Origin of the sequence: Methylacidiphilum sp. Yel (genome assembly GCF_004421185.1) — a bacterium.
Taxonomy (GTDB): domain Bacteria; phylum Verrucomicrobiota; class Verrucomicrobiia; order Methylacidiphilales; family Methylacidiphilaceae; genus Methylacidiphilum.
On record NZ_LXQB01000007.1, the window covers coordinates 1 to 19,525 of the forward strand.

The following is a 19,525-nucleotide window of genomic DNA, read 5'->3' on the forward strand; positions in this document are numbered from 1 at the left end:
CCGATGAGAGTGTCAGGGTCTATCAAAACCTCAACACCCTCATCGGAGAGCTTGCCCTGGCTAAATCTGGTCAGTTATCTCCAGGAATCCCCTGCCTTTAGGCATGGGGAGGATGTCAAAAATCAACGGGAACGAAATAAATAAAGAGTATCTTGCTTTATGCATAAACTCTCTTGTTGGAAAAACACAGGCAAAAGATGGAGGCGGTTCTGTGATCATTCACTGGAAACTAGAGTAAGTAAAGAAATTAAAAATTCCAATTCTTTCCATCTCACCCCTGCAAAGAATCCCTCTCTCATTCAGCCACAAAGCAAGAAGGAAGGCAAACGAATTATTAGAGTTAGCAAAAAGAACAGTAGAGATTGCCATTGAGAATAATGAAAAAGAAGCGTTGGACTATATTTCCAAAGTAGGGTATAAATAAAAAAAGCGCTCTATGATGAAATTGGGATGAATAATTTGACAGCTATTAATCGATGCCACGACGCCTCTTTTTCTCTCAATACTTTCGACTACGACTCCGTCAACAAGTTTCTTGATACTATTGAGGACGAAGACTTAAAAAGCAGTATCCTTGAGGACTTGACCCACATCAACGCCATCTGCGAAAAGATGATGAATATCTTGGTCAAGGCTGTCCAGCGTTACGGCATTGAGACAACCGGAGAGAAAGAAAGACAGGCTCTTGCGATGGATATCTTCCTTCACCGCAAGCAAGCCTTTGACTATGCCTACGATTTCTATTGCCTTTTTAAGGCCTCCAGTAAGATGAGCCACCATAAAATCACGGCAGCCAAAAAAGATGTATGAGACTGGGTATTTCAACAAGTGTCTTTTGCGACCGGCCGATTTTTGAAGTTTTACCTTTAATTGCTAAAGAAAAATTCGAAGTCGTTGAAATTTGGTCTTCTCCAGATTCTCAATTACAATATATCCATTTTGATGTTCACAATCTCAAAGAGCTTGAGGAGCTAAAAACTCAACTTGCAGCTTTTAATTTAAAGGCGATTAGTTTGCACAGTCCCTTTTATCCTTCCTTTGACCTTTCTCATCCAGATCCTTCTATCCAAGAACAATCTATAAATATAACTGTAGCGGCGGCTAAGGCATTAAAGGAAATTGGCGGAGAAATCCTTGTGGTCCATCCTTCTGGGGTTGAAAAAAATCAGTTTTCTGAATTAACAGAGGAAAATAAGAGACTTGAATTGATGAGAAAAAATATTGGAATCATTTATCAATATACCCATAAATTAGGAATAATTTTAGCTTTAGAAACTTTATTGCCTCAATTCCTTGGATCGAATTTAGACTTTCTTTTTCATCTTGTTTCCTATTTTCCAGAAGATGTGGGAATTTGTTTCGATACAGGCCATGTTTTATTAAACCATCAGGCAGACATTGATATACAATATAAAAAAATCGCTAAAAGAGTGGTCTCTTTGCATATTCAGGATACTTTAGGCCAGCATGATGACCATCTTGTCCCTGGAGATGGAATAATCAATTGGCAAAACTTTATTGAGGCTTTGGAAGAAGAAAAATTTAGAGGGGATTTTCTTCTAGAAATTAATGGATTATCTTTTAAAAATAATCCTGAAGCTTTATTGCAAAAAGCAAGGCTTCAGAGTCTTGAAAAAATAAAGGGGAATAGAGAAAAGAATCTTTAAGACCTTTTTCTCTTTTATGATCGATTTACAGCGGAAAGCTGCGTATCAATTGCTTTTACTAACATGGGACTTACGTGCCATTCTTTTCCGTGGGTATGGATTATTGTTCCATCATAGGTTTGTTGAAAAATTCTACCATTTTTAAATTTGACTTGGATGGTCACATGAACTTCTGCTTCTTCTTGGGAGGTCCATGGATTAATTGAAGGCATGTCTACGTAATTCACAACGATTTGGTGGCCGACTATATTTAGTTTTTTGCTATTTTCTGGATTGAAAAGGTCTTGTTCAAAGGCAGCACGCGCATTCTTTTTCCCTGGACCTGTTATAGAGCCATACTGCCAGAGATAAACGGCTTGATCACATCCCCCAAAGATGAACATAGGCAGAAGCAATGCCAGTCCCAAGGAAAGGATTTGTTTTTTGATAGTACCAGACTTCATTTTAACTCTTAAAAGTATTGTATAATGGAATATTTTTAAAAAGTAAAAAATTGAAGAAGAGTTTCTTTTTTGATGGGGTTAGTTTCTATCGGTTGCCCATAAGAAAATTTATGATCTTTTTGTTTGATCTATAAGTTGTTTGATTTTTTTTAGCTGATTACCAAATTCAGGTTCTTCGAGATAATCCATTATGGGTTTTTCTAATCTATCTTTCCAATTGTCTTCAGGTCGTGAACCAGGATGATTGAATTGAAGATCTATTCCTAAAAGATCACTAATAGTAAAAACGACAAGCCAACAAGGAGACTGTAAAAGAGTTTCAATAAATCTGAGATGGAGTCGTGAGTCAAAATGGTTGGGAAGCTCGGAAATATTCCATCCGAGAAAATCAGCAATTCTCTCTAGCTCTAAGCTCTCTTCGCTATTAGGATCTTGAGCGGCTCTATGACAGAGGTGATTATATTGAAGCCTCAAAGGAGGATGATCGTGGGTAGCATAAGTGGCGACCGATAGTGCCGGATAGTGTGTTATGGGCTTAAAGGAATGGTCAGCAAGCCTTTCGAACATCGGAATAGTAAAACCCGGAATCCCCATCTTTTCTAAAAGAGGTCTAACGTATCGAGGGACTAAACCAAGATCTTCAGCAATGACTATTTCCTTTTTTGCAGTTTCGAGGATCATACTCAATATTTTTTTCCCTTGATTTTCATTCACAAGGGCAGACGCATCCGGTTCATCAGGACCAGGGAAAAATCGTGGAAGTTTTCCTCCAGTTTTTAATTTTACTTCTTCGGTAGAGAGCGGAAGAAATTCATTATTTTGCTCAGGGAACCAAGGAAAAGCATAGACTCGAAAAAATCCAAGAACATGATCAAGCCGAAAAGCATGGAAAATTTTTGTTGTTTGGAGGATTCTTCTTTTCCACCAACGAAAAGATTCGGCTTCATGCTTTTCCCATCGATATAAAGGAAAGCCCCAGTTTTGCCCCCATTTCTTTACAAACTCATCTCCTTGAAAAAAAGATTCTGGCGGGGCACCACAACTCCATTGACAATCGAAAAGTTCCTGACTAGCCCAAACATCGGAACTGTATCTGTTAATGCCATAGGGAATATCTCCAATCAGTTTTATGTTTTTGGAATCAGCATATTCTCTTACTTGTTTCCATTGCGTCTGAGCAATCCATTGAATAAAGGAATAAAAACGGCGTTTTTCTAAAATCCACTTTTGATCTTTTTGTCTTTTAAGCCATTCGATTGCGTTTTCATAAGTTTTTATTTCCTCTGGCCAAGTGTTCCAATGTGTATTTCCTGTATTTTCGTCCACAAGAAACCTAAAAAGAGTATACGTAGAAAGCCAATCGTGGTTATTTTTACAAAAAAGGATAAACTCCTTTTTCTTGGCGAGCTGAGAGGAAGCAATGAACCTATAAAAGGCTTTTTCTAAAAGTTTTTTCTTGATCGATTTTACGGTCTTGTAGTCAATCAATTGACCTTCAAGCCTTTCTTTTTCTAAATTCGAAAATTTTAAATCTTCTGAACTAAGTCCAGGAATAAAATCGGGCTTCATAGTAACGAACATGGGATCGTAAGCAACGGAACTTAGCGCATTGTAGGGGCTATGGTCTTCGCTAGTCTCATTTATTGGAAGGATTTGTAAGTAGTTTATATGCATCTGCTTACAAAAATCGATTGTGGAAATCACCGCTTTGGTATCCCCAATTCCCAAATCGTTTTCTCTCCTTAATGAAAAGACCGGGACAAGAAGTCCCACCCGTTTTTCATCTATATTGATTGGTTGCATAGAAAAAGCAAAAAAGTTTGTAAGAGCGAAAGAAAAAAGATAAAATTGCCTTCAATTTAATTGTGTTAGAATACAATTCTTTTTGAATAGAAACAAAAAAATTCAACTCCTCTTTTAGGGTCTTTTGAAACGACAAAATTTGAGACCAGATAAACAAAGAGATTGGGGGAGGTTTTTAACAAGGAGAAGGAATTTAAAATTTTCTCCCATGAAATGAGGGTGAGAAAGCATAAAAAACTTTCTTATCCAGCTTTCTCTTTTTGGATTTTTAACAAGGAAGAAGGGATCTGTTGCGTACAATTTCTCCAATAATCCCATGAAAAAATGATGTTGGTCAAGCCATCCAATAGATTGGAATCCACTGTCTTCTGCGGTTTTTGAGATTAAGCTAAAGTTTAGATGCGTTGTAATGTCGCAATCGGCAGGAAAAAGTAAAGGATCTAAAAAAATTTTATGGTTTTTATAACAGCGGAGGGTGCCGTTGGCACGCCAGGGTGCAAAATATTCTTCTTTGGTTAAACCATAATCAATGATGAAAAATAGGGAAGAGGAGGTTTTAGCACTAGCTTTTTTAATCCATTCCATTGCTGCTAGAGGAATTTCTGTTGTGTACCCTTCTATTTTTGGAATGCCTAAGTTGTCAATCATCCATGCTAACGGACTATTTTCCTTCACTGGCTGATCGATAAAGCAAAGTTTATTTTCGTGATTAATTCCGACATGGCTCTCCATCCACTTTCCCTTTTGAAAACGTATTCGTTTTACCGGCAGGCAGTCTAAAAATTCATTGGCGATGAGGATAGTGAAATCAGAAAGCTTGGGAAGTTCTTCCCATTCAGTAATCCAAAAGAAACGGTCAGTAGTGCCGATTCGCTGATTAATCTCTTGTTGCTGTTGAATTTGGTTATAAGAAAAAGGCTCTAGAAAAAGATAAGACAATTTTTTTGATAATTCCGATTCGTTTTTTTTTAACCAATCCACGATGTCACAAGCCAATTCTCCACCCCCCGCTCCGGCTTCTATAATCCAAAGGGAATCTCTTTTCCCTAACTGCTTCCAAATTTCTGTGCACTGCATTGCGAGAAATTCCCCGAAAAGAGATCCAACAGAAACACTTGTAAAAAAATCTCCATTTTTCCCTATGCGCTTTTTGGTTCCATGGACATAATAACCCAATCGCGGATGACTTAAATGCAAAGCCATATATTCATCAAAGGGCATAGGGCCTTTTTCCTTTATTATGGAGAAGATTTCAGAAAGAAAGAACGACTGGCTTTTTTTTGCAGTTTTCATGAAAAAAGAAAGAAAGAGAACATGATTCCAATGAGCTTATTTTTGTAGGGTCTTGAACATTCTATAAAAACTGCGTAAAGCTTTAAATCCCATCCTATGTTCAAGTCTTAATCTTTCAAACTGCTTAAGTAAAAACACTGCATCATCGTTAAAATAAAGCTTATCATGCACAGTTTCCCAAGGAGTAATTAAACCAAGGTGTAGATACAAAGAAACAATTTCTAAATCTATGCCTGTTTCCTTGGACAAGGCTTCAAGAGAATAAAGTCTTAATTTTCCTTCACCCGTTCCAAGAATGGAAAGGGAGAGAAGATTTTGGTCGTTTGTCTTTTCTTTAGGGTTCATATTCTCTTACAATTGTTTCTTTTTTCTCAGTTGTTCCCAAAGTTTCTTTTCTTCATTGTTGACTGCTTGGGGTACGTTTATAGATATAACAGCGTAAAGATCCCCTCTTTTCTTCCCATCCAAATAAGGGAGGCCCAGTCCTTTTAATCGAAGTTTGGTTCCAGATTTGCAACCCGCTGGTATTTTTAAATTGACTTTGCCTTCTAGTGTTGGAATCTGGACCGTTGAGCCTAATGCGGCATCCCATGGTGGAATTTCTAGATCATAATAAAGATCTTTGCCTTCAACCCTAAAAAAAGGATGTTTTGCATATTTAACTTTTAAAAAGAGATCTCCGGCTTTGCCATAGGGCGAAGGTTCTCCAAGTCCAGCTAGGCGGATCCTTTGTCCTTCCTCGATGCCAACAGGAATAGTTATTTGATAGGTATCTTTACGGCTCCCACCATCCGTGGGACGACTAACAGTAATTTGTCGTACAGATCCGTGGAGCACTTCGTCAAGACCGACCAAGATTTCAGCCGTTAAATCTCTGCCTTTTTGCTTCCTAAGAGATGTTTCTCCATTTTTATGGAACAAATTTGAAAACAATCCACCCGGTTCAGAAAAAAACATTTCAAAAAAATCGCTAAACCCAGTGCCTCCAAAACTTGGTCCAAACTCTCCTTGGTGTTCCCAACCTTTAGAAGATGACCAGAAAGGAGGAACAAACTCTTCTTGGGTTCTATCCCAAGAAAGGAACATCTGATCATATTTTTTCCTTTTTTCTGGATCGCTAAGGACCTCATAAGCTTCGTTTATTTCTTTAAATTTCTCCTCAGCCTCATTTTTGTCTTTAGCGACGTCTGGATGATAAATTCTGGCTAGGCGCCTAAAAGCAGCTCGGATCTCATCTTGAGTTGCGTTTTTGTCGACTCCTAATGTTTCGTAATAATTTTTAAACTTCATAAATGGGATTTCAAAAATAATATGGTCAGTTAGTTTTTAACAGGGCATTAAAATATTAAACTTTAATGTCAAATGGATCAAATCATCAATGATTGGCCCTTTATTGGGAGGATATCCAGTGATTGTCTGAACCTGGATGCCACTTTAGGCTGTGGGCAGACTTTCTCTTGGAAAAGATTGGAGAAGGGGGGATGGATTGGACAAGCTGGGTCAATCCCTTATGCAATTTTTCCAGCAAGCGATCAGTTATACATTTATAGTCCCTTAGGATCGTTAGATGGATTCCAAGAATATTTTCAAATAACATTCGATCTTGAAAAAGTTTTTAACAGTTTTCCTTCTGAGGATTATATCTTAGAACAAGCAAGGCTTTTTTGTCAAAAACTGAGGATTTTAAAACAGGATCCTTGGGAAACCATTCTTAGCTTTCTTTGTTCGTCAGCTAAGCCTATCATTCAAATTCGTAAAATCACCCAATTGTTAAGGCGATTTTATGGAGAAGAACTCTGGCCAGGATTTTTTTCTTTTCCTTCCCCTGAAGATATCTTGAACAAAGGACCTTCTCATTTAGAACAATGTAAACTTGGATTTCGATCCGATTATGTATGGAAAGTGGCTTCCATTTTTGCAAAAGAGAATAAAAAATTTTTATCAATTCTAGCAACTGCCTCAACAGACACTATTCGACAAACCCTTTTGGAACTACCAGGAATTGGGAGGAAAATAGCTGATTGTGTTCTGCTTTTTGGATATGCTAGAATGGAAGTCTTTCCTATTGATAGATGGATAGAAAGAGTATTGCAAACCTTTTATTTCAATCTTCTTGAAAAAAGAAAAATATCGAAAAAGGAGCTTCTGAGCTTTTCTTCTAGCTATTTTGGTCATTTTGCAGGATACGCCCAACAGTATCTTTTTTATTGGTCCCGCTCCGTTTTCTGGAAAAAAGGGGGGCTTTGGGAATATCAATAAAAGAGTTAACAAAAGAGGCTAATTTTTTCTTAAGAGGTTCGAAAAACCTGTTTGGTATGCTAACCAACTGTTTTTTGTGATCTCATCGCTTTGAGGAAGTTGGTTCCTAAGTTCCACAAAGGCCCAGGGAATTTTTTTAATTCTTCAAGAACTGCTTCCAAGGAAGTGATAAAATAATTGATTTCTTCATCTCCAATGATCAAGGGAGGAAGGCATTTGACAATGTCCAGATTGTTTGCTGCGACTTGACTTAATATTTTATGTTCAGCCATGAGAGTAGAAACAATTAATTGAGGGAAAAGCCCTTTGTCCATTGAATGAATGGTCTTCCATGCCATTTTTCCAGTGATGGATTTGGGTTCACCAAATTCAATAGCAATCATAAGCCCTTTAACCCGTACTTCTTTAATCCAATCATATTTTTTTTGGAGACCAATCAAAGCCGTTTCAATCTTTTCTCCGCAGTTTTTGGAGTTCTCAATTAAGTTGTTTTCCTCTAGTATAGATAGGGTAGCAAGCCCACAAGCACAGGCGAGATTATTCCTCCCAAAAGTTGAGGAATGAACGATACATCTATCGAGTCGATTAAAGACTCTTTGATAGATTTCTCTTCGGGTAGCTATAGCTCCACAAGGTACATAGCCACCACTTAAAGCTTTTGCAAGAGTCACAATGTCTGGCTCAAGGTTCCAATGTTCAAATCCAAACCATTTTCCCGTTCTCCCTAAGCCTGTTTGAACTTCATCACTAATCAGCAAAGTGCCATATTTTCTACATAATTTTTGAGCTTCCTCAAAGTAATTATCTCTTGGAAAATAAATTCCTTTTCCTTGGACAGGTTCGAAAAGAAAAGCAGCCACATCTCCCTTTTTTAGCTCATGTTCTAGACCTTTTAAATCTCCCATAGCGACATGTTCACAACCGGGTAAAAAAGGACCGAATCCTTCATGAAAATAGGGATTAGCTGAGACGGATAGAGAACCCATACTTAATCCATGAAAAGAGTTGGTAAGAGAAAGGATTCGTGGCCGCCTTGTTGCAGCCCTAGCAAATTTTATAGCCCCTTCTATAGCTTCTGTCCCACTATTACATATAAAGATGGCATTCAGATGAGGGGCTCCACAGGCCTCAAATCGTTTTACAAGGGCTTCAGCAAGGAGACCACTCAAGAGCGCTGAATCCATCTGGACCATGTTCGGCAAATCCAAATCGAGGACCTCTTCGATCACTTTTTTTACTTTCGGATTGTTTCTGCCAACAGCAAAAACGCCAAATCCTCCAAGAAAATCCAGATATCTGTTGCCTTCTTTATCAAAAAGATAAGCACCCTGTGCTCTTGTATAAACTTTATCAAACCCAATGATCCTTTGAACCTGAACTAAAGTTCTATTGATATATTGATAATGAAGTGAATAATTTTCACCCATTCGAGATTCTATAATTTTTTTAATATCCATCAGCTTTTCCCTGTTTTAAAATCTTATTTTTTCTAATAATGCTTGTTGGTTAGAATAAAAAGACAATTTTTTATTCTATCTAATAAACAGGAAAGGAATTTTTAATCTTTCGATTTGAAAAAAGGATTTGTTTCTTTTTCTTTCTGAATGGTTGTTGACGGACCATGCCCAGGATAGACTATGGTTTGAGGAGGCAAAGAAAAAAGATAATTTTTAATTCCTTCTATAAGGGCAGAAAAATTTCCATTTGGAAGATCTGTTCTCCCTATAGAGCCAGCAAAAAGAATATCCCCACAAAAGACAGCATGCAACCTTGGGACATAAAAAGCAACACTCCCTGGACTATGTCCTGGAATATGAAAAAGGATAAATTCTACGCCATTGCATCCCCAATGCACGCTGCCGCCTGCAAGGACAGGTAAAGCAATGATTTCTTCTGGAGGGGCTATGGCTCCTTTTATCCCCATATAGGCAATCCCTCCGGAATTTTGGACTAAATTATAATCGGAAGGATGAACATAGACAGTGCAGTGAAAAGTTTTTTCGATTAAACGAGCTTCCCATATGTGATCGAAATGTCCATGGGTAAGAAGAAGACTATCTACTTCAATTTTCTTCTGCTGAAGAAATGAAGTGATGCCCTGCGGGGCATCAATACAAATATACCCATGCTTTCCAGAGAGGAGATAGGCATTGGTTTGGAGTTCTCCTCCAGTATAAATAATTGGTTCTTTCATAATATTATTTCCAACTGATCTTGTTTAGCTTGGCCTGTTGAACCTCTTCAGCATAAATTTTTGCCGAATTTTCTCCAAAAACATCAATTTCTTTCCTATAGAGTCCGTTTTGGAAATCTACAGAATACAAGCCGAATCGGGGTGAAAAAGAGCCCCATTCGTAGTTGTCAACCAAAGACCAATAAAGATAGCCAAAAAGCGGTGCTCCTTCTTTTCGAAGTTTGTTTACGATGCGGACGTGTGCTCGAATATAGTGACTTCTTAATACAGAATCTCTTCTTTTTTCCATCATCCCTGAAGGAGTATAGCGGTAAGCTAGCCCATTTTCAGAAATCAATAAAGGTAACTGGTAATGGGTAAGTTGATGCGTAACAAAGGCCAATCCTTCAGGAAGCATTCTCCAATCCCACCATTTGCTTGTAAATGCTTCCATCATCCATTCATGAAAAGTTTTATTGCGTTTTGGTAATTCGTCATTCCATCTTGGCCATCGCAAGGCATGTTCGACGAAAGGATCATAGTAGTCAAATGCGATAAAATCAAAGGGCCTTTGTTTGGAAGCATAAATGACTTCGAGGAGTTCTCTCCAAGCACTTTCGAACGAACAGGCATAAGCGAGAAAATGTTGCGCTTTTTTGAGAAGAAAACCTAAGGCTTTTCGAGCAAGAGAAATAGAGCTAAATCGTGCTTTATCGAAGGCTGAATCTAGCTGTCTAGCTCTATCCCAAAGATAAGAGAAGAGTTTTTGTTTTTTGATACCAAAATAGTTAGCGTGCAGAAGATCTAACCAGGCTAAATCCAGCCAATAGAGGTTACTGGAATAGTTGTTGAAACTGACATAGGGTTTTAAGCCATAGGACTTATAGAGAGAGTGAATCAGAAAATAAGCTCTGGAATGGGCCTCAAGGAGATGGATTAAACAGGTGGTGGCTGCATGAATTCCCCGGTTTGATCCGGAAGGAAAATACCCGTAGAGATAGTGGCAGGTTGCGAGCATATTAGGCTCGTTGACAGTAAGGAAAAACCTGGGAGGCTCACAATGAAAATCTTTCGGCAGATGTTCCAACAGGTATTTTATAGTATACGCCACATACTTTAAGTAATGATCAATAGTGGATCGATGAATCCATGCATCCAGTCCTAACCACGCAGGATGGGTAAAATGATGGAGGGTAACCACTGGTTCCAATCCAAGAGCTCTACAATAGGCTAGGATTTCAGAGTATCTAGCCAGAACAGTTGGATCAAAGGGAGGGGGCTCTAAAAAGGAAGAATTCTCAGGATGAGGTAAATCATAGATTGGTTGTATCCGACTCCAACTTATTCCAAGCCTAAAGGCATTAAGACCCAGGTCTTTTGCTCTTTTTAAATCCTCTTCAGCCAGGTTCCAAAAATTACAACTTTTCCCAGAAGGTTCGACCTGATTATCCCGTTCCGCCCATACCCAATTATTCAGCGGCTCGCCTTTCCCATTCATTCCTCCTTCATGTTGGTAGGGGGATGTAGCCACGCCCCACAAAAATTCATGATGAGGCCATTCAAAGGATAAATTTTTTTCATTTTCTCTGTAGAGGTGTTTGGAGGCAACGGGTCTCGTAACCATAACGATCTCCTTTGTATTGACCAAAGAATTTTTCAATAAAATAAATTAAAACGTTCGGTTTTTAATCGGTCGAATAAATGGAAAAGGCTCATGCGTGTTCTTTTTGTCCCGGTGACAAGCAGACTGGCTCAGGGGGATTAAGCTCGTCTTCCAACAAAATTTTGACAATCTTGTATGCCGCCTTAGGGGTACTGTGTTTAAAAGCATTTTTTCTCATTTGTTGCAATTTTTGGGGATGGGAAAGAAGATAACTTACTTTATAGGCTAATGTTGTAAATTCATTACATTTTATGGCAACTCCTTTTTCTAAAAGATAATCGCTATTAAATTCTTCTTGGCCGGGTATGGGAGAAATAATGATCATTGGCAAACCCATGGCCATAGCTTCGGAAGCAGTTAATCCTCCTGGCTTGCCAATGAAAAGATCTGCCGCATCCATCAATTTGTGCATCGATTCCGTAAAACCATAGATTCTAATCGTATGATTGGAAAGCTTTGAGGCTTTTATGCGGATCTTTTCTTCCATTTGCGGGTTTTTGCCGCAGACGACAACAATCTGTATTGGCAGTTGCAACGTTTCTAAAGATTCGAGGATGGCCTCTGCAGGACTCACTCCAAGGGCTCCAGCTGATATCAAAATTATAGGAAGCTCCGGATCAAAGCCAAGGCTTTTTTTCGGCTCAATCTTGCTTGGAGAAGGCTTAAATATGGGATCAATAGGAATACCACTGAAAATGATTCTTTCCTTGGGAATGCCAAGATTAATCAGATGGATTTTGCTTTCTTCATTGGCAACAAAATACCTATGAAAAACTCGGCAAAGCCACATCGCATGGCAATGAAAATCCGTCACAACGATCGAAAGCCGACAATCTATTTTTTTTTGAGAAATTAAATAGGAAATGATCTCTGCAGGCAAAAAATGAGTACAAACGGTCACTTGAGGCCGGTACCCAGAAATAAAATCGATAAGAGGTTTGGTATTTAATCGATCGAGCATGAGTCTCATTTTGTCGGTTTTCCAAGGCTCATCGGTTGTTCGATACCACCAACCGAGAAAAGAGGGGGCTCTTTCAACTAGTTGGATATAAAGTTTCGAATAAAAGTCTCTGAAAATTTTGTTGGTAAATTTTAAAGCATCTACGCAAATCACCTGTCCTACTCTTGGATCTTCAAGAAAGGCCTTTTCCAATGCTTCCGCAGCACGGACGTGCCCGGTACCGGCACTTGTTGATAGGATTAAAACTCTTATTGATTCTAAATTTTTCACTTATCTTTGGGATTAAAAAGAAACTATTTTTTCTGTTGTTGCTCTTGCGGTGGATTATTATTTCTTAGAAGTATCACGCGGCTGTGTCCATCCACAAACATCTGATTGGTATTTCGAAATATTGTAATCACATTGCCTGTCACATGATCTTTATTTTCTTCAATCACTTCGGGATTGCCCGTTAATATTAACTTATCTTCTGGAACAATATATTCCATTTGAGAAGCTTTGGCAGTCCTTTTTTCTTGAATAAGCACTGCATCTCCTTTGGCAATAAGTCTTTTGATTTCAGAACCGCTTTCATCAAAGAAAACGGTCATTTCGTTAGATCGCATTTTAAAATTGTTCGCTATGGTGATGACATTGCCACTAAAAAATCCTTGATGATTGTTTTGATCCATTCGGAAAGTATTCGATGTGACGACTGTAGCGTCAGGGTTGGAAAGGAGTTCCGGTGGGTTTTCTTCTGGAAATTGACCAAAAACAGTTGATCGGAGAAAGAAAAAGAGGAGTAATAATAAAAAGGATTTCATCGCTCTAAAAAATTTATGGTTTTGTTTCAAGGTTTCCACGAAGAGGGAGGGCTCCAGTTCGAAGCGAAGGGCTCGGTGCATGGCTAGGAGAAGAAGGCTCTTTTTTTTGATTCGATTTTCCAAGGGGTAGTTTATAAAGCACCATACGGACATTTTCCCGAAAAATTCCTTTTCTGTTGTCGATTTCCCACTCCATGATGTTTGAAGTAAGCTTTAGATCTTTTCTTTGAATTTCAGCTCCATTCTTTGTGGAAAGCCTATTGTCCAATTTCCAAAAATCGCATCGAGGAGAAAGAATAGTAGTAGTGACTCGATCGTTATCGAAAAGTTCGATTTTCATTTTTCTTATTTCTATTCTATTCACGCTAACTGCCACTGCTTCTTCTCCATGTATAGTTGCTTGTAGTTTTCCTTCTGTATTTCTCTGAGGTAAAACGAAATTTTTTATCACTGCCCCTAAAGGCAATGAGGGGGAATCGGCAAAAAGCCGATCCTCGAGGAAAAATAGAAAAACAAAAAGAAAAACATTAAGGAACGGCTTCATGGATTTTTAAAAGGCATGCAAGCATTTGATCCACTTTGCCCAATGGAATCATTGTCGAGGCATCTGACATGGCTTTTTCTGGATAAGGATGCGTTTCAAAAAAAAGCCCGTCGATGCCAATAGCCACAGCAGCTCTGGCTAAAGGGAAAGCCATAGCTTCTTCCCCTCCTGTCTGCTTGCCAAGTGCTGAAGGTCGTTGAACTGAATGTGTGGCATCAAAGATAACTTTATGTTTTCTAGATCGCATACGAACAATCCCTCGCATATCGACAATAAGATCATGATATCCAAAACAACTCCCCCTTTCGGTAAAAAAGAAATTTTTGCAGCCTGCCCATTGGAGCTTTTCCGCTATAAGATCAACGTCATCGGGAGCTAAAAATTGTCCTTTTTTTACATTGACAATTTTTCCGCTTTCTCCGCAAGCCAGGATTAAATCGGTTTGCCTGCATAAATAAGCAGGTACTTGAAGGATGTCAACGATCTGAGCTACCGGTTTTACTTGATCTGGGAGATGCACATCAGTCGTAAGGGCACAGCCCGTTTTTTCTTTGATTTGTGATAACATGTTTAAGCCTTTTGTCAGTCCTGGGCCACGAAAAGAATTAATGGAGGAGCGGTTTGCTTTGTCAAAGGAAGACTTAAAATAAAAAGGAAGCTGGTATTTAGTTGTAATTTTTTTTAGTTCAAGGGCGCTATCTATAAGAAGTTCCATCGATTCGATCACGCAGGGACCGGCGATGACAATAAAAGGCTCTTTTTTTGCGTTCATGACAGTTCCTCTAAAAGGAATATTACTCTAAGAATGGGTTTTCTTTCGGTGTTCCAATGAAGCTTTTAAAAAGGCTACAAATAATGGATGCGGAGCATTAGGCCTGGATTGAAATTCTGGATGGAATTGACAGCCGACAAACCATGGATGATTTTCTAATTCGATCAGTTCTACCAGCTCTCCGTTTTCTGTCGTACCAGATATCTTTAAACCGAACTTTTCAAGCAGGGACTTATAGGCCATGTTAAACTCGTAGCGATGCCTATGCCGTTCTCTAGAAGTATCCCGCCCATAAGCTGCATAAGCTTTTGTATTGGAAAGGAGTTTGCATAGAGAGCTACCAAGCCGCATGGAGCCACCAAGGCTAGAAAGTTTCTTTTGTTCCTCAAGCAAACAGATCACAGGGTTTGATGTCATACTTTCAAACTCCGTACTGTGGGCATCGGTCAGTCCAACAACATTTCGGCTAAATTCGATAACAGCGGTCTGCATACCAAGACATAATCCAAAATAGGGAATGAGATGAAGACGTGCATATTTTGCTGCCTCTATTTTCCCCTCAATGCCTCGACTGCCAAAGCCTCCAGGAACCAATATTCCATCTGATCCTTGAAGTAGCGTTTCGGCTCCTTTTTCTTCGATTTCTTCAGCATCCACTTTTTTGACTTCAACCCCACAGGAAAGAAATGCCCCCGCATGGGTCAAGGCTTCATAGATACTTTTGTAGGCGTCCTGATGACCGATATATTTGCCTACTACTGCAATAGAAAGCTTATGCGCAGGATGCATAATTTTTTCGACAAAAGCTTTCCAATCTGTTAAATCGGCTTCGGGCAGATCAAGTTTCAAATACTTGCAGACAAGAGCATCCAGTTTTTCTTTCTGAAGCATTAGAGGAACTTCATAAATAGTATGTTGAACATCTAACTCTTCGATGACCCCTTCAATAGAGACATTACAGTAGAGAGAAAGTTTTGCTCTAACTTCCTCCGTCAGTGGATGATCAGACCGGCAAACGAGAACATGAGGCTGAATGCCTATTTCTCGAAGTTTAGCAACACTCTGCTGAGTTGGTTTTGTTTTAAGCTCTCCAGCAGCCTTAATGTAAGGCACATAGGTGACATGGACGAACAAAGCATGATCAGAACCAACTTCCAAAGCCATTTGTCGTATAGCCTCAAGAAAGGGAAGTCCTTCAATATCTCCGGTTGTGCCCCCGATTTCAGTGATCAAGATGTCGCAGCCGCTACTTTCTGCTACTCGCATAATTCGGTTTTTTATTTCATTGGTCACATGCGGAATGACTTGAACGGTTTTGCCTAGATATTTTCCCTGTCTTTCTTGTTGAATGACCGCTTCGTAGATTTGTCCTGTGGTCGTATTGTTAAGCTTAGAAAGTTTGACGTTTGTGAATCTTTCGTAGTGACCCAGGTCTAGATCAGTTTCTGCCCCATCTTCAAGAACATATACCTCACCATGCTGATAGGGATTCATCGTTCCAGGATCAACATTGAGGTAGGGATCTAGTTTCTGTAGGGAAATTTTGACTCCTCTTCTTTCTAATAGAGTTCCTAAGGCTGCTGCTGTAATGCCTTTACCCAGAGAACTAATCACTCCACCAGTGACAAAAATATATTTCATAGCCGCCCTTTATTATGTTTAAGCATTTGTTCGGCCTTCGACAAGTCTTCAGGAGTGTCTATAGCCACCGTTTGATAGGCAGTAGAAATCACCCGAATAGGAATTCGGTTCTCTATTGCCCTGAGTTGTTCTAAGGATTCCACTTGTTCTAATATTCCATATGGAAGAGAAATAAATTTTTGTAAAGCCCATGATGAAAACGCATATATACCCACATGCGCCTGTAGAGAATAATTGATCGTTTTATTTTTCAGAAAAGGTATTGATGCTCTGCTAAAATAAATGGCAAAACCATCCACATCGCAAACAACTTTTACAACATTAGGATTTTTCCTTTCGGAATCCCCCATAAGTTTTCTTGCTAGGGTGGCAATGGGAGCCACTCCCATGCCCTCGATAAGCCTGTCTATTTCTTTCCCAGGCAGAAAGGGTTCGTCTCCCTGGAAGTTTACATATCTGTCTGCCTGATACAAAGCGGCTACTTCAGCTACTCGATCTGTTCCAGAAAGATGGCTCGATTTAGTCATCAATGGTTCCCCGCCGAAACCTTTCACTACGTCAAAAATTCTTTGATCATCAGTGGCCACAACAACTTTCTTTGCTTTTTTACATTCCATAGCCCTTTCCCAAGCCCATTGAATGAGTGGTTTGCCTCCTAACATCGCTAATGGTTTGCCAGGAAACCTACTTGAACCCCATCGCGCAGGAATAACAATGATGGTTGTCATGAAAGATTCAGAATGAGAGGTTGCTTCTTTCAAAAAAAGCTGAGGTTACTCATTTTCTACAGAAAGAATAACCTCAATGGCTTCAAAAAGAGAAGAAGTCACATAAGTCGCAAGCCGACAGGCTACAAACGCATCGAGGTTTTTTCTTCCCAGGTTTATAAAAATAGTTTTGCATCCACTGTTTCTGCCGCAAAGTACATCGGCTAGCCTATCTCCCACAAAAAAAGATCTGCCAAAATCGATATCATATTCTTTAGCTGCCTTCCAAATCATTGTCGGTTGTGGTTTTCTGTCCCAAGTCAAATCTTGTGTAGGGCCTTCATAAGAAAGATAGATCTTTTCAAAAAATCTGCCTCCAACCATTTCTATTAGTCTCTGATTGACCTTTTCAACGTCCCCGGCTGTCAAAAGTCCTCGGGCAACACCCGATTGATTCGAAACGATGAATAACAGAAAACCGGCTTTTTTAAGTTTCAAAAGCTGTTGATCCAGACCATGAGGAATTTCTATCAGTTTTTCGTTTTTTAAATAGGGTATATTTTTGATCAGTGTGTCATCTCTATCAAAGAAAACAGCTTTGTTCATAGTCTAGAGTCGATCGGATGAGGGGATGATAAAATGCTTTGTTTGAGTTCGGCAGGAGTACAGGTGGCGGTTCCTAGTTTCCCAACAACAACCCCCGCCCCATGATTGGCAATAAGAGCTGCTTCAAATCCAGTGGCACCGGCTGAAAGCGCAAGGGAAAAAAGACTGATAGCTGTATCTCCAGCTCCAGAAACATCGAAAACCTCTCGAGAGACAGCCGATATGGTTTTGGGTTTTCCTTCCTTCTCCAACAGAAGCATTCCCTCTTCCCCTAAAGTGACAAGGAGATAAGAACAGTGCCATTTTTTTTGGAGTATTGCGGCAGCTTCTGTAATCTTTGTCAGATCTTCTTCATGAACATCTGGAAAGCCTGCAAGAGCTATGGCCTCTTTTCTGTTTGGCTTAACAACACTCACTCCTGTCCAGTTGAGACGGTTATTTGAATGGGGATCCACAGCAACAAGGATGTCCTTACCTTTGGTATGATGCAAAATAAAATCGATGATCGTTTGATCAAGCAACCCTTTGGCATAATCTTCGATAATAATAAGATCTTTAGAATCCAATTCCTTTTCTAAGTAAAGCAGAATATTCTGCGTAATTTCCTTAGGGATTGGTTCTTTTGTTTCCCTGTCGACCCTTACAACCTGTTGATGCCTACCGAAAATTCTTGTTTTTTGGGTCGTTTGCCTGTTTCGGATGATTTGAATGCCACAGAGGTTGCATCCAAAATTTTCCAAAGATTGAAGCAATTTTTTCCCTGCCTCATCTTCTCCAACAACTCCTAAAACAGAAACCTCTTTTGTAAATTCCAGCAGATTCCGAGCCACATTAGCTGCACCTCCAGGAAAATAGGAACATTTCTGGACTTCCACGATTGGGACAGGAGCCTCAGGAGAAAGGCGGGATACTTTCCCCCATACAAATTCATCGAGCATGAGATCTCCAATAACCAATGCCCTTAACTTTGAAAAACGAACTAAAAAATGGTCGATGGCGTTAGCAGAAAAAAACATAATAAAGCATGCAAGATTTATAATAATGAGCCCAGAATATGAAAAATCATTTTTTATCTTATATTTTTACACCGTTTTTTTTTGAATAAACCTTAATTAAATTTCAAAAGACTATGAAAGTGGAGCAAATAGACGACAGAAAAAAGGTGAATAAAAAGGTTGGGTATTTGGGGCCTGAAGCGACTTTTTCTCATCTTGTAGTCAAGAAAAGATTCCCTGATTGGCAACACCATTCTCTGGGCTCTATAGAGGATATTATTGAATTTGTCAAGACATTTGACGATGGAGAAGAAAGGATCGGATTGATTCCAATAGAAAATTCCACTGGAGGAATGATTCTTGAATCGGTTGATTTGCTGTTGGAAGAAGATTTTCATCTTTATATTCAAGAAGAGCTTTCGTTGAATGTCCAATTGGCATTGATTGGGAGAAAAGGTCAAGAAATCAAAGAGATCTATTCCCATCCTACGCCTCTTTTTTATTGCAGGAAATGGCTGAAAACAAAGTTTCCACTTGCTAAAATACAAAAGACAGCTAGTACTTCAGAAGCAGCGAGAATAGTTTCTGAAAATCCTTATTCAGCGGCACTTTCGACTCGTTTAGCTTCAGAAATTTATAAGCTTGACATCCTTGAGTTTCCTGTACTTGAAGGAAATGTCAATCTCACACAATTTTTTGTCTTAAGTCCTTTTCCTTATTTAGGATCTACTGCCGAAACAACTATAGTTTTTTCAGTAAAAGATGAGCCTGGAAGTTTGTGTTCATTTTTAGAACCTTTCAGGGATGGCAAATTGAACATCAAAAGGATTGTTTCCAGGCCTATTCCTGGAAAATTGAATACGTATCTATTTTTGTTATCGGTTCAAGCAGGCAAAGAGTCGGTTCCTTTGGAAAAGGCTCTTCGAAAGGCTGAAAAATATGCCATTTGGCTTAAATCTTTAGGGTCTTATCCCATAAGGGAAACCTTTAATGTTTGACATCCTCCCCATGCCTAAAGGCAGGGGATTCCTGGAGATAACTGACCAGATTTAGCCAGGGCAAGCTCTCCGATGAGGGTGTTGAGGTTTTGATAGACCCTGACACTCTCATCGGCCTCACTTACCTGTCCATCTCCATTCCTGCGAGAACGGCTCAGGTGTCCCTTATCCAGACACAAGGCAAAGGACAAACCTCC

Annotated in this window: 21 protein-coding genes; 4 read left to right on the plus strand and 17 right to left on the minus strand. The window is 39.3% G+C overall.

All coding sequences use genetic code 11. The features are described from left to right. Positions 1-450 precede the first annotated feature (450 nt). Positions 451-810, plus strand: coding sequence for a hypothetical protein (locus A7Q09_RS00865; protein ID WP_134389443.1), 360 nt, complete (start codon positions 451-453; stop codon positions 808-810). After that, entirely contained in the window at positions 807-1,667 is an 861-nt protein-coding gene (locus tag A7Q09_RS00870; RefSeq protein WP_134389444.1) for a sugar phosphate isomerase/epimerase, read from the plus strand. Before A7Q09_RS00865 ends, A7Q09_RS00870 begins: the two co-directional genes overlap by 4 nt. Positions 1,668-1,681: 14 nt before the next feature. Here the strand turns inward: A7Q09_RS00870 and A7Q09_RS00875 are convergent, their stop codons facing one another. The 5 genes from A7Q09_RS00875 to A7Q09_RS00895 all read right to left on the minus strand — a co-directional run bounded on the left by A7Q09_RS00875 (position 1,682) and on the right by A7Q09_RS00895 (position 6,496). Next, complete coding sequence (locus A7Q09_RS00875) at positions 1,682-2,110, minus strand: hypothetical protein (protein WP_134389445.1); 429 nt, start codon at positions 2,108-2,110, stop codon at positions 1,682-1,684. 108 nt (positions 2,111-2,218) lie between these two features. Further along, complete coding sequence (locus tag A7Q09_RS00880; RefSeq protein ID WP_134389446.1) at positions 2,219-3,913, minus strand: 4-alpha-glucanotransferase; 1,695 nt, start codon at positions 3,911-3,913, stop codon at positions 2,219-2,221. 114 nt (positions 3,914-4,027) lie between these two features. Beyond that, complete coding sequence (locus A7Q09_RS00885; protein WP_134389447.1) at positions 4,028-5,134, minus strand: class I SAM-dependent methyltransferase; 1,107 nt, start codon at positions 5,132-5,134, stop codon at positions 4,028-4,030. A 108-nt stretch (positions 5,135-5,242) separates the two neighbouring features. Next, entirely contained in the window at positions 5,243-5,551 is a 309-nt protein-coding gene (locus tag A7Q09_RS00890) for a transcriptional regulator (RefSeq protein WP_134389448.1), read from the minus strand. Positions 5,552-5,557: 6 nt separating this feature from the next. Beyond that, positions 5,558-6,496, minus strand: a complete 939-nt coding sequence (locus A7Q09_RS00895; protein ID WP_134389449.1) for a DnaJ C-terminal domain-containing protein — start codon at positions 6,494-6,496, stop codon at positions 5,558-5,560. A 72-nt stretch (positions 6,497-6,568) separates the two neighbouring features. Here A7Q09_RS00895 and A7Q09_RS00900 point away from each other — a divergent pair, with 72 nt between their 5' ends. Beyond that, positions 6,569-7,465 carry a DNA-3-methyladenine glycosylase gene (locus A7Q09_RS00900; protein WP_134389450.1) on the plus strand — a complete coding sequence of 299 codons (897 nt, stop codon included), beginning with the start codon at positions 6,569-6,571 and terminating at the stop codon, positions 7,463-7,465. Positions 7,466-7,524: 59 nt separating this feature from the next. Here the strand turns inward: A7Q09_RS00900 and A7Q09_RS00905 are convergent, their stop codons facing one another. The 11 genes from A7Q09_RS00905 to A7Q09_RS00955 form a co-directional block, all read right to left on the minus strand. Then, a complete protein-coding gene (locus A7Q09_RS00905; protein ID WP_134389451.1) occupies positions 7,525-8,922 on the minus strand; it encodes an aspartate aminotransferase family protein in 1,398 nt (465 codons plus the stop codon). A gap of 101 nt (positions 8,923-9,023) precedes the next feature. After that, the gene (locus A7Q09_RS00910) at positions 9,024-9,659 is read right to left on the minus strand and encodes an MBL fold metallo-hydrolase (protein ID WP_134389452.1); all 636 of its coding nucleotides are present in this window, start codon (positions 9,657-9,659) and stop codon (positions 9,024-9,026) included. A 4-nt stretch (positions 9,660-9,663) separates the two neighbouring features. After that, positions 9,664-11,262, minus strand: a complete 1,599-nt coding sequence (locus tag A7Q09_RS00915; RefSeq protein ID WP_134389453.1) for a glycoside hydrolase family 1 protein — start codon at positions 11,260-11,262, stop codon at positions 9,664-9,666. An 88-nt stretch (positions 11,263-11,350) separates the two neighbouring features. Further along, complete coding sequence (locus A7Q09_RS00920; protein ID WP_134389454.1) at positions 11,351-12,532, minus strand: glycosyltransferase; 1,182 nt, start codon at positions 12,530-12,532, stop codon at positions 11,351-11,353. A gap of 23 nt (positions 12,533-12,555) precedes the next feature. Next, the gene (locus tag A7Q09_RS00925) at positions 12,556-13,065 is read right to left on the minus strand and encodes an LptA/OstA family protein (protein ID WP_244228435.1); all 510 of its coding nucleotides are present in this window, start codon (positions 13,063-13,065) and stop codon (positions 12,556-12,558) included. Between the two features lie 13 nt (positions 13,066-13,078). Then, complete coding sequence (locus A7Q09_RS00930; RefSeq protein WP_134389456.1) at positions 13,079-13,609, minus strand: hypothetical protein; 531 nt, start codon at positions 13,607-13,609, stop codon at positions 13,079-13,081. Further along, positions 13,593-14,381 (minus strand): 3-deoxy-8-phosphooctulonate synthase, encoded by a 789-nt coding sequence (gene kdsA / locus A7Q09_RS00935; protein ID WP_134389457.1) that lies wholly within the window; start codon positions 14,379-14,381, stop codon positions 13,593-13,595. The genes A7Q09_RS00930 and kdsA overlap by 17 nt, the downstream gene beginning before the upstream one ends. Positions 14,382-14,408: 27 nt before the next feature. Next, entirely contained in the window at positions 14,409-16,022 is a 1,614-nt protein-coding gene (locus A7Q09_RS00940; RefSeq protein WP_134389458.1) for a CTP synthase, read from the minus strand. Beyond that, positions 16,019-16,750 (minus strand): 3-deoxy-manno-octulosonate cytidylyltransferase, encoded by a 732-nt coding sequence (gene kdsB / locus A7Q09_RS00945; protein ID WP_134389462.1) that lies wholly within the window; start codon positions 16,748-16,750, stop codon positions 16,019-16,021. The genes A7Q09_RS00940 and kdsB overlap by 4 nt, the downstream gene beginning before the upstream one ends. Positions 16,751-16,795: 45 nt before the next feature. Next, positions 16,796-17,335, minus strand: coding sequence for an HAD-IIIA family hydrolase (locus A7Q09_RS00950; RefSeq protein ID WP_134389459.1), 540 nt, complete (start codon positions 17,333-17,335; stop codon positions 16,796-16,798). Next, a complete protein-coding gene (locus A7Q09_RS00955; RefSeq protein ID WP_134389460.1) occupies positions 17,332-18,351 on the minus strand; it encodes a bifunctional heptose 7-phosphate kinase/heptose 1-phosphate adenyltransferase in 1,020 nt (339 codons plus the stop codon). The genes A7Q09_RS00950 and A7Q09_RS00955 overlap by 4 nt, the downstream gene beginning before the upstream one ends. Before the next feature lie 113 nt (positions 18,352-18,464). Between A7Q09_RS00955 and A7Q09_RS00960 the strand changes: the two genes are divergently transcribed. Further along, positions 18,465-19,328 carry a prephenate dehydratase domain-containing protein gene (locus A7Q09_RS00960; protein ID WP_134389461.1) on the plus strand — a complete coding sequence of 288 codons (864 nt, stop codon included), beginning with the start codon at positions 18,465-18,467 and terminating at the stop codon, positions 19,326-19,328. 14 nt (positions 19,329-19,342) lie between these two features. Here the strand turns inward: A7Q09_RS00960 and A7Q09_RS10370 are convergent. After that, positions 19,343-19,525: hypothetical protein (locus A7Q09_RS10370; protein ID WP_208526653.1), on the minus strand; the 183-nt coding region annotated here is incomplete at its 5' end.

Excerpts from the sequence above, each read along its gene's own strand:
- A7Q09_RS00865 (WP_134389443.1), top strand. The coding sequence starts at position 451 with ATGAATAATTTGACAGCTATTAATCGATGCCACGACGCCTCTTTTTCT.
- A7Q09_RS00870 (WP_134389444.1), top strand. The coding sequence starts at position 807 with ATGAGACTGGGTATTTCAACAAGTGTCTTTTGCGACCGGCCGATTTTT.
- A7Q09_RS00875 (WP_134389445.1), bottom strand. The coding sequence starts at position 2,110 with ATGAAGTCTGGTACTATCAAAAAACAAATCCTTTCCTTGGGACTGGCA.
- A7Q09_RS00880 (WP_134389446.1), bottom strand. The coding sequence starts at position 3,913 with ATGCAACCAATCAATATAGATGAAAAACGGGTGGGACTTCTTGTCCCG.
- A7Q09_RS00885 (WP_134389447.1), bottom strand. The coding sequence starts at position 5,134 with ATGCCCTTTGATGAATATATGGCTTTGCATTTAAGTCATCCGCGATTG.
- A7Q09_RS00890 (WP_134389448.1), bottom strand. The coding sequence starts at position 5,551 with ATGAACCCTAAAGAAAAGACAAACGACCAAAATCTTCTCTCCCTTTCC.
- A7Q09_RS00895 (WP_134389449.1), bottom strand. The coding sequence starts at position 6,496 with ATGAAGTTTAAAAATTATTACGAAACATTAGGAGTCGACAAAAACGCA.
- A7Q09_RS00900 (WP_134389450.1), top strand. The coding sequence starts at position 6,569 with ATGGATCAAATCATCAATGATTGGCCCTTTATTGGGAGGATATCCAGT.
- A7Q09_RS00905 (WP_134389451.1), bottom strand. The coding sequence starts at position 8,922 with ATGGATATTAAAAAAATTATAGAATCTCGAATGGGTGAAAATTATTCA.
- A7Q09_RS00910 (WP_134389452.1), bottom strand. The coding sequence starts at position 9,659 with ATGAAAGAACCAATTATTTATACTGGAGGAGAACTCCAAACCAATGCC.
- A7Q09_RS00915 (WP_134389453.1), bottom strand. The coding sequence starts at position 11,262 with ATGGTTACGAGACCCGTTGCCTCCAAACACCTCTACAGAGAAAATGAA.
- A7Q09_RS00925 (WP_244228435.1), bottom strand. The coding sequence starts at position 13,065 with ATGAAATCCTTTTTATTATTACTCCTCTTTTTCTTTCTCCGATCAACT.
- A7Q09_RS00930 (WP_134389456.1), bottom strand. The coding sequence starts at position 13,609 with ATGAAGCCGTTCCTTAATGTTTTTCTTTTTGTTTTTCTATTTTTCCTC.
- kdsA (WP_134389457.1), bottom strand. The coding sequence starts at position 14,381 with ATGAACGCAAAAAAAGAGCCTTTTATTGTCATCGCCGGTCCCTGCGTG.
- A7Q09_RS00940 (WP_134389458.1), bottom strand. The coding sequence starts at position 16,022 with ATGAAATATATTTTTGTCACTGGTGGAGTGATTAGTTCTCTGGGTAAA.
- kdsB (WP_134389462.1), bottom strand. The coding sequence starts at position 16,750 with ATGACAACCATCATTGTTATTCCTGCGCGATGGGGTTCAAGTAGGTTT.
- A7Q09_RS00950 (WP_134389459.1), bottom strand. The coding sequence starts at position 17,335 with ATGAACAAAGCTGTTTTCTTTGATAGAGATGACACACTGATCAAAAAT.
- A7Q09_RS00955 (WP_134389460.1), bottom strand. The coding sequence starts at position 18,351 with ATGTTTTTTTCTGCTAACGCCATCGACCATTTTTTAGTTCGTTTTTCA.
- A7Q09_RS00960 (WP_134389461.1), top strand. The coding sequence starts at position 18,465 with ATGAAAGTGGAGCAAATAGACGACAGAAAAAAGGTGAATAAAAAGGTT.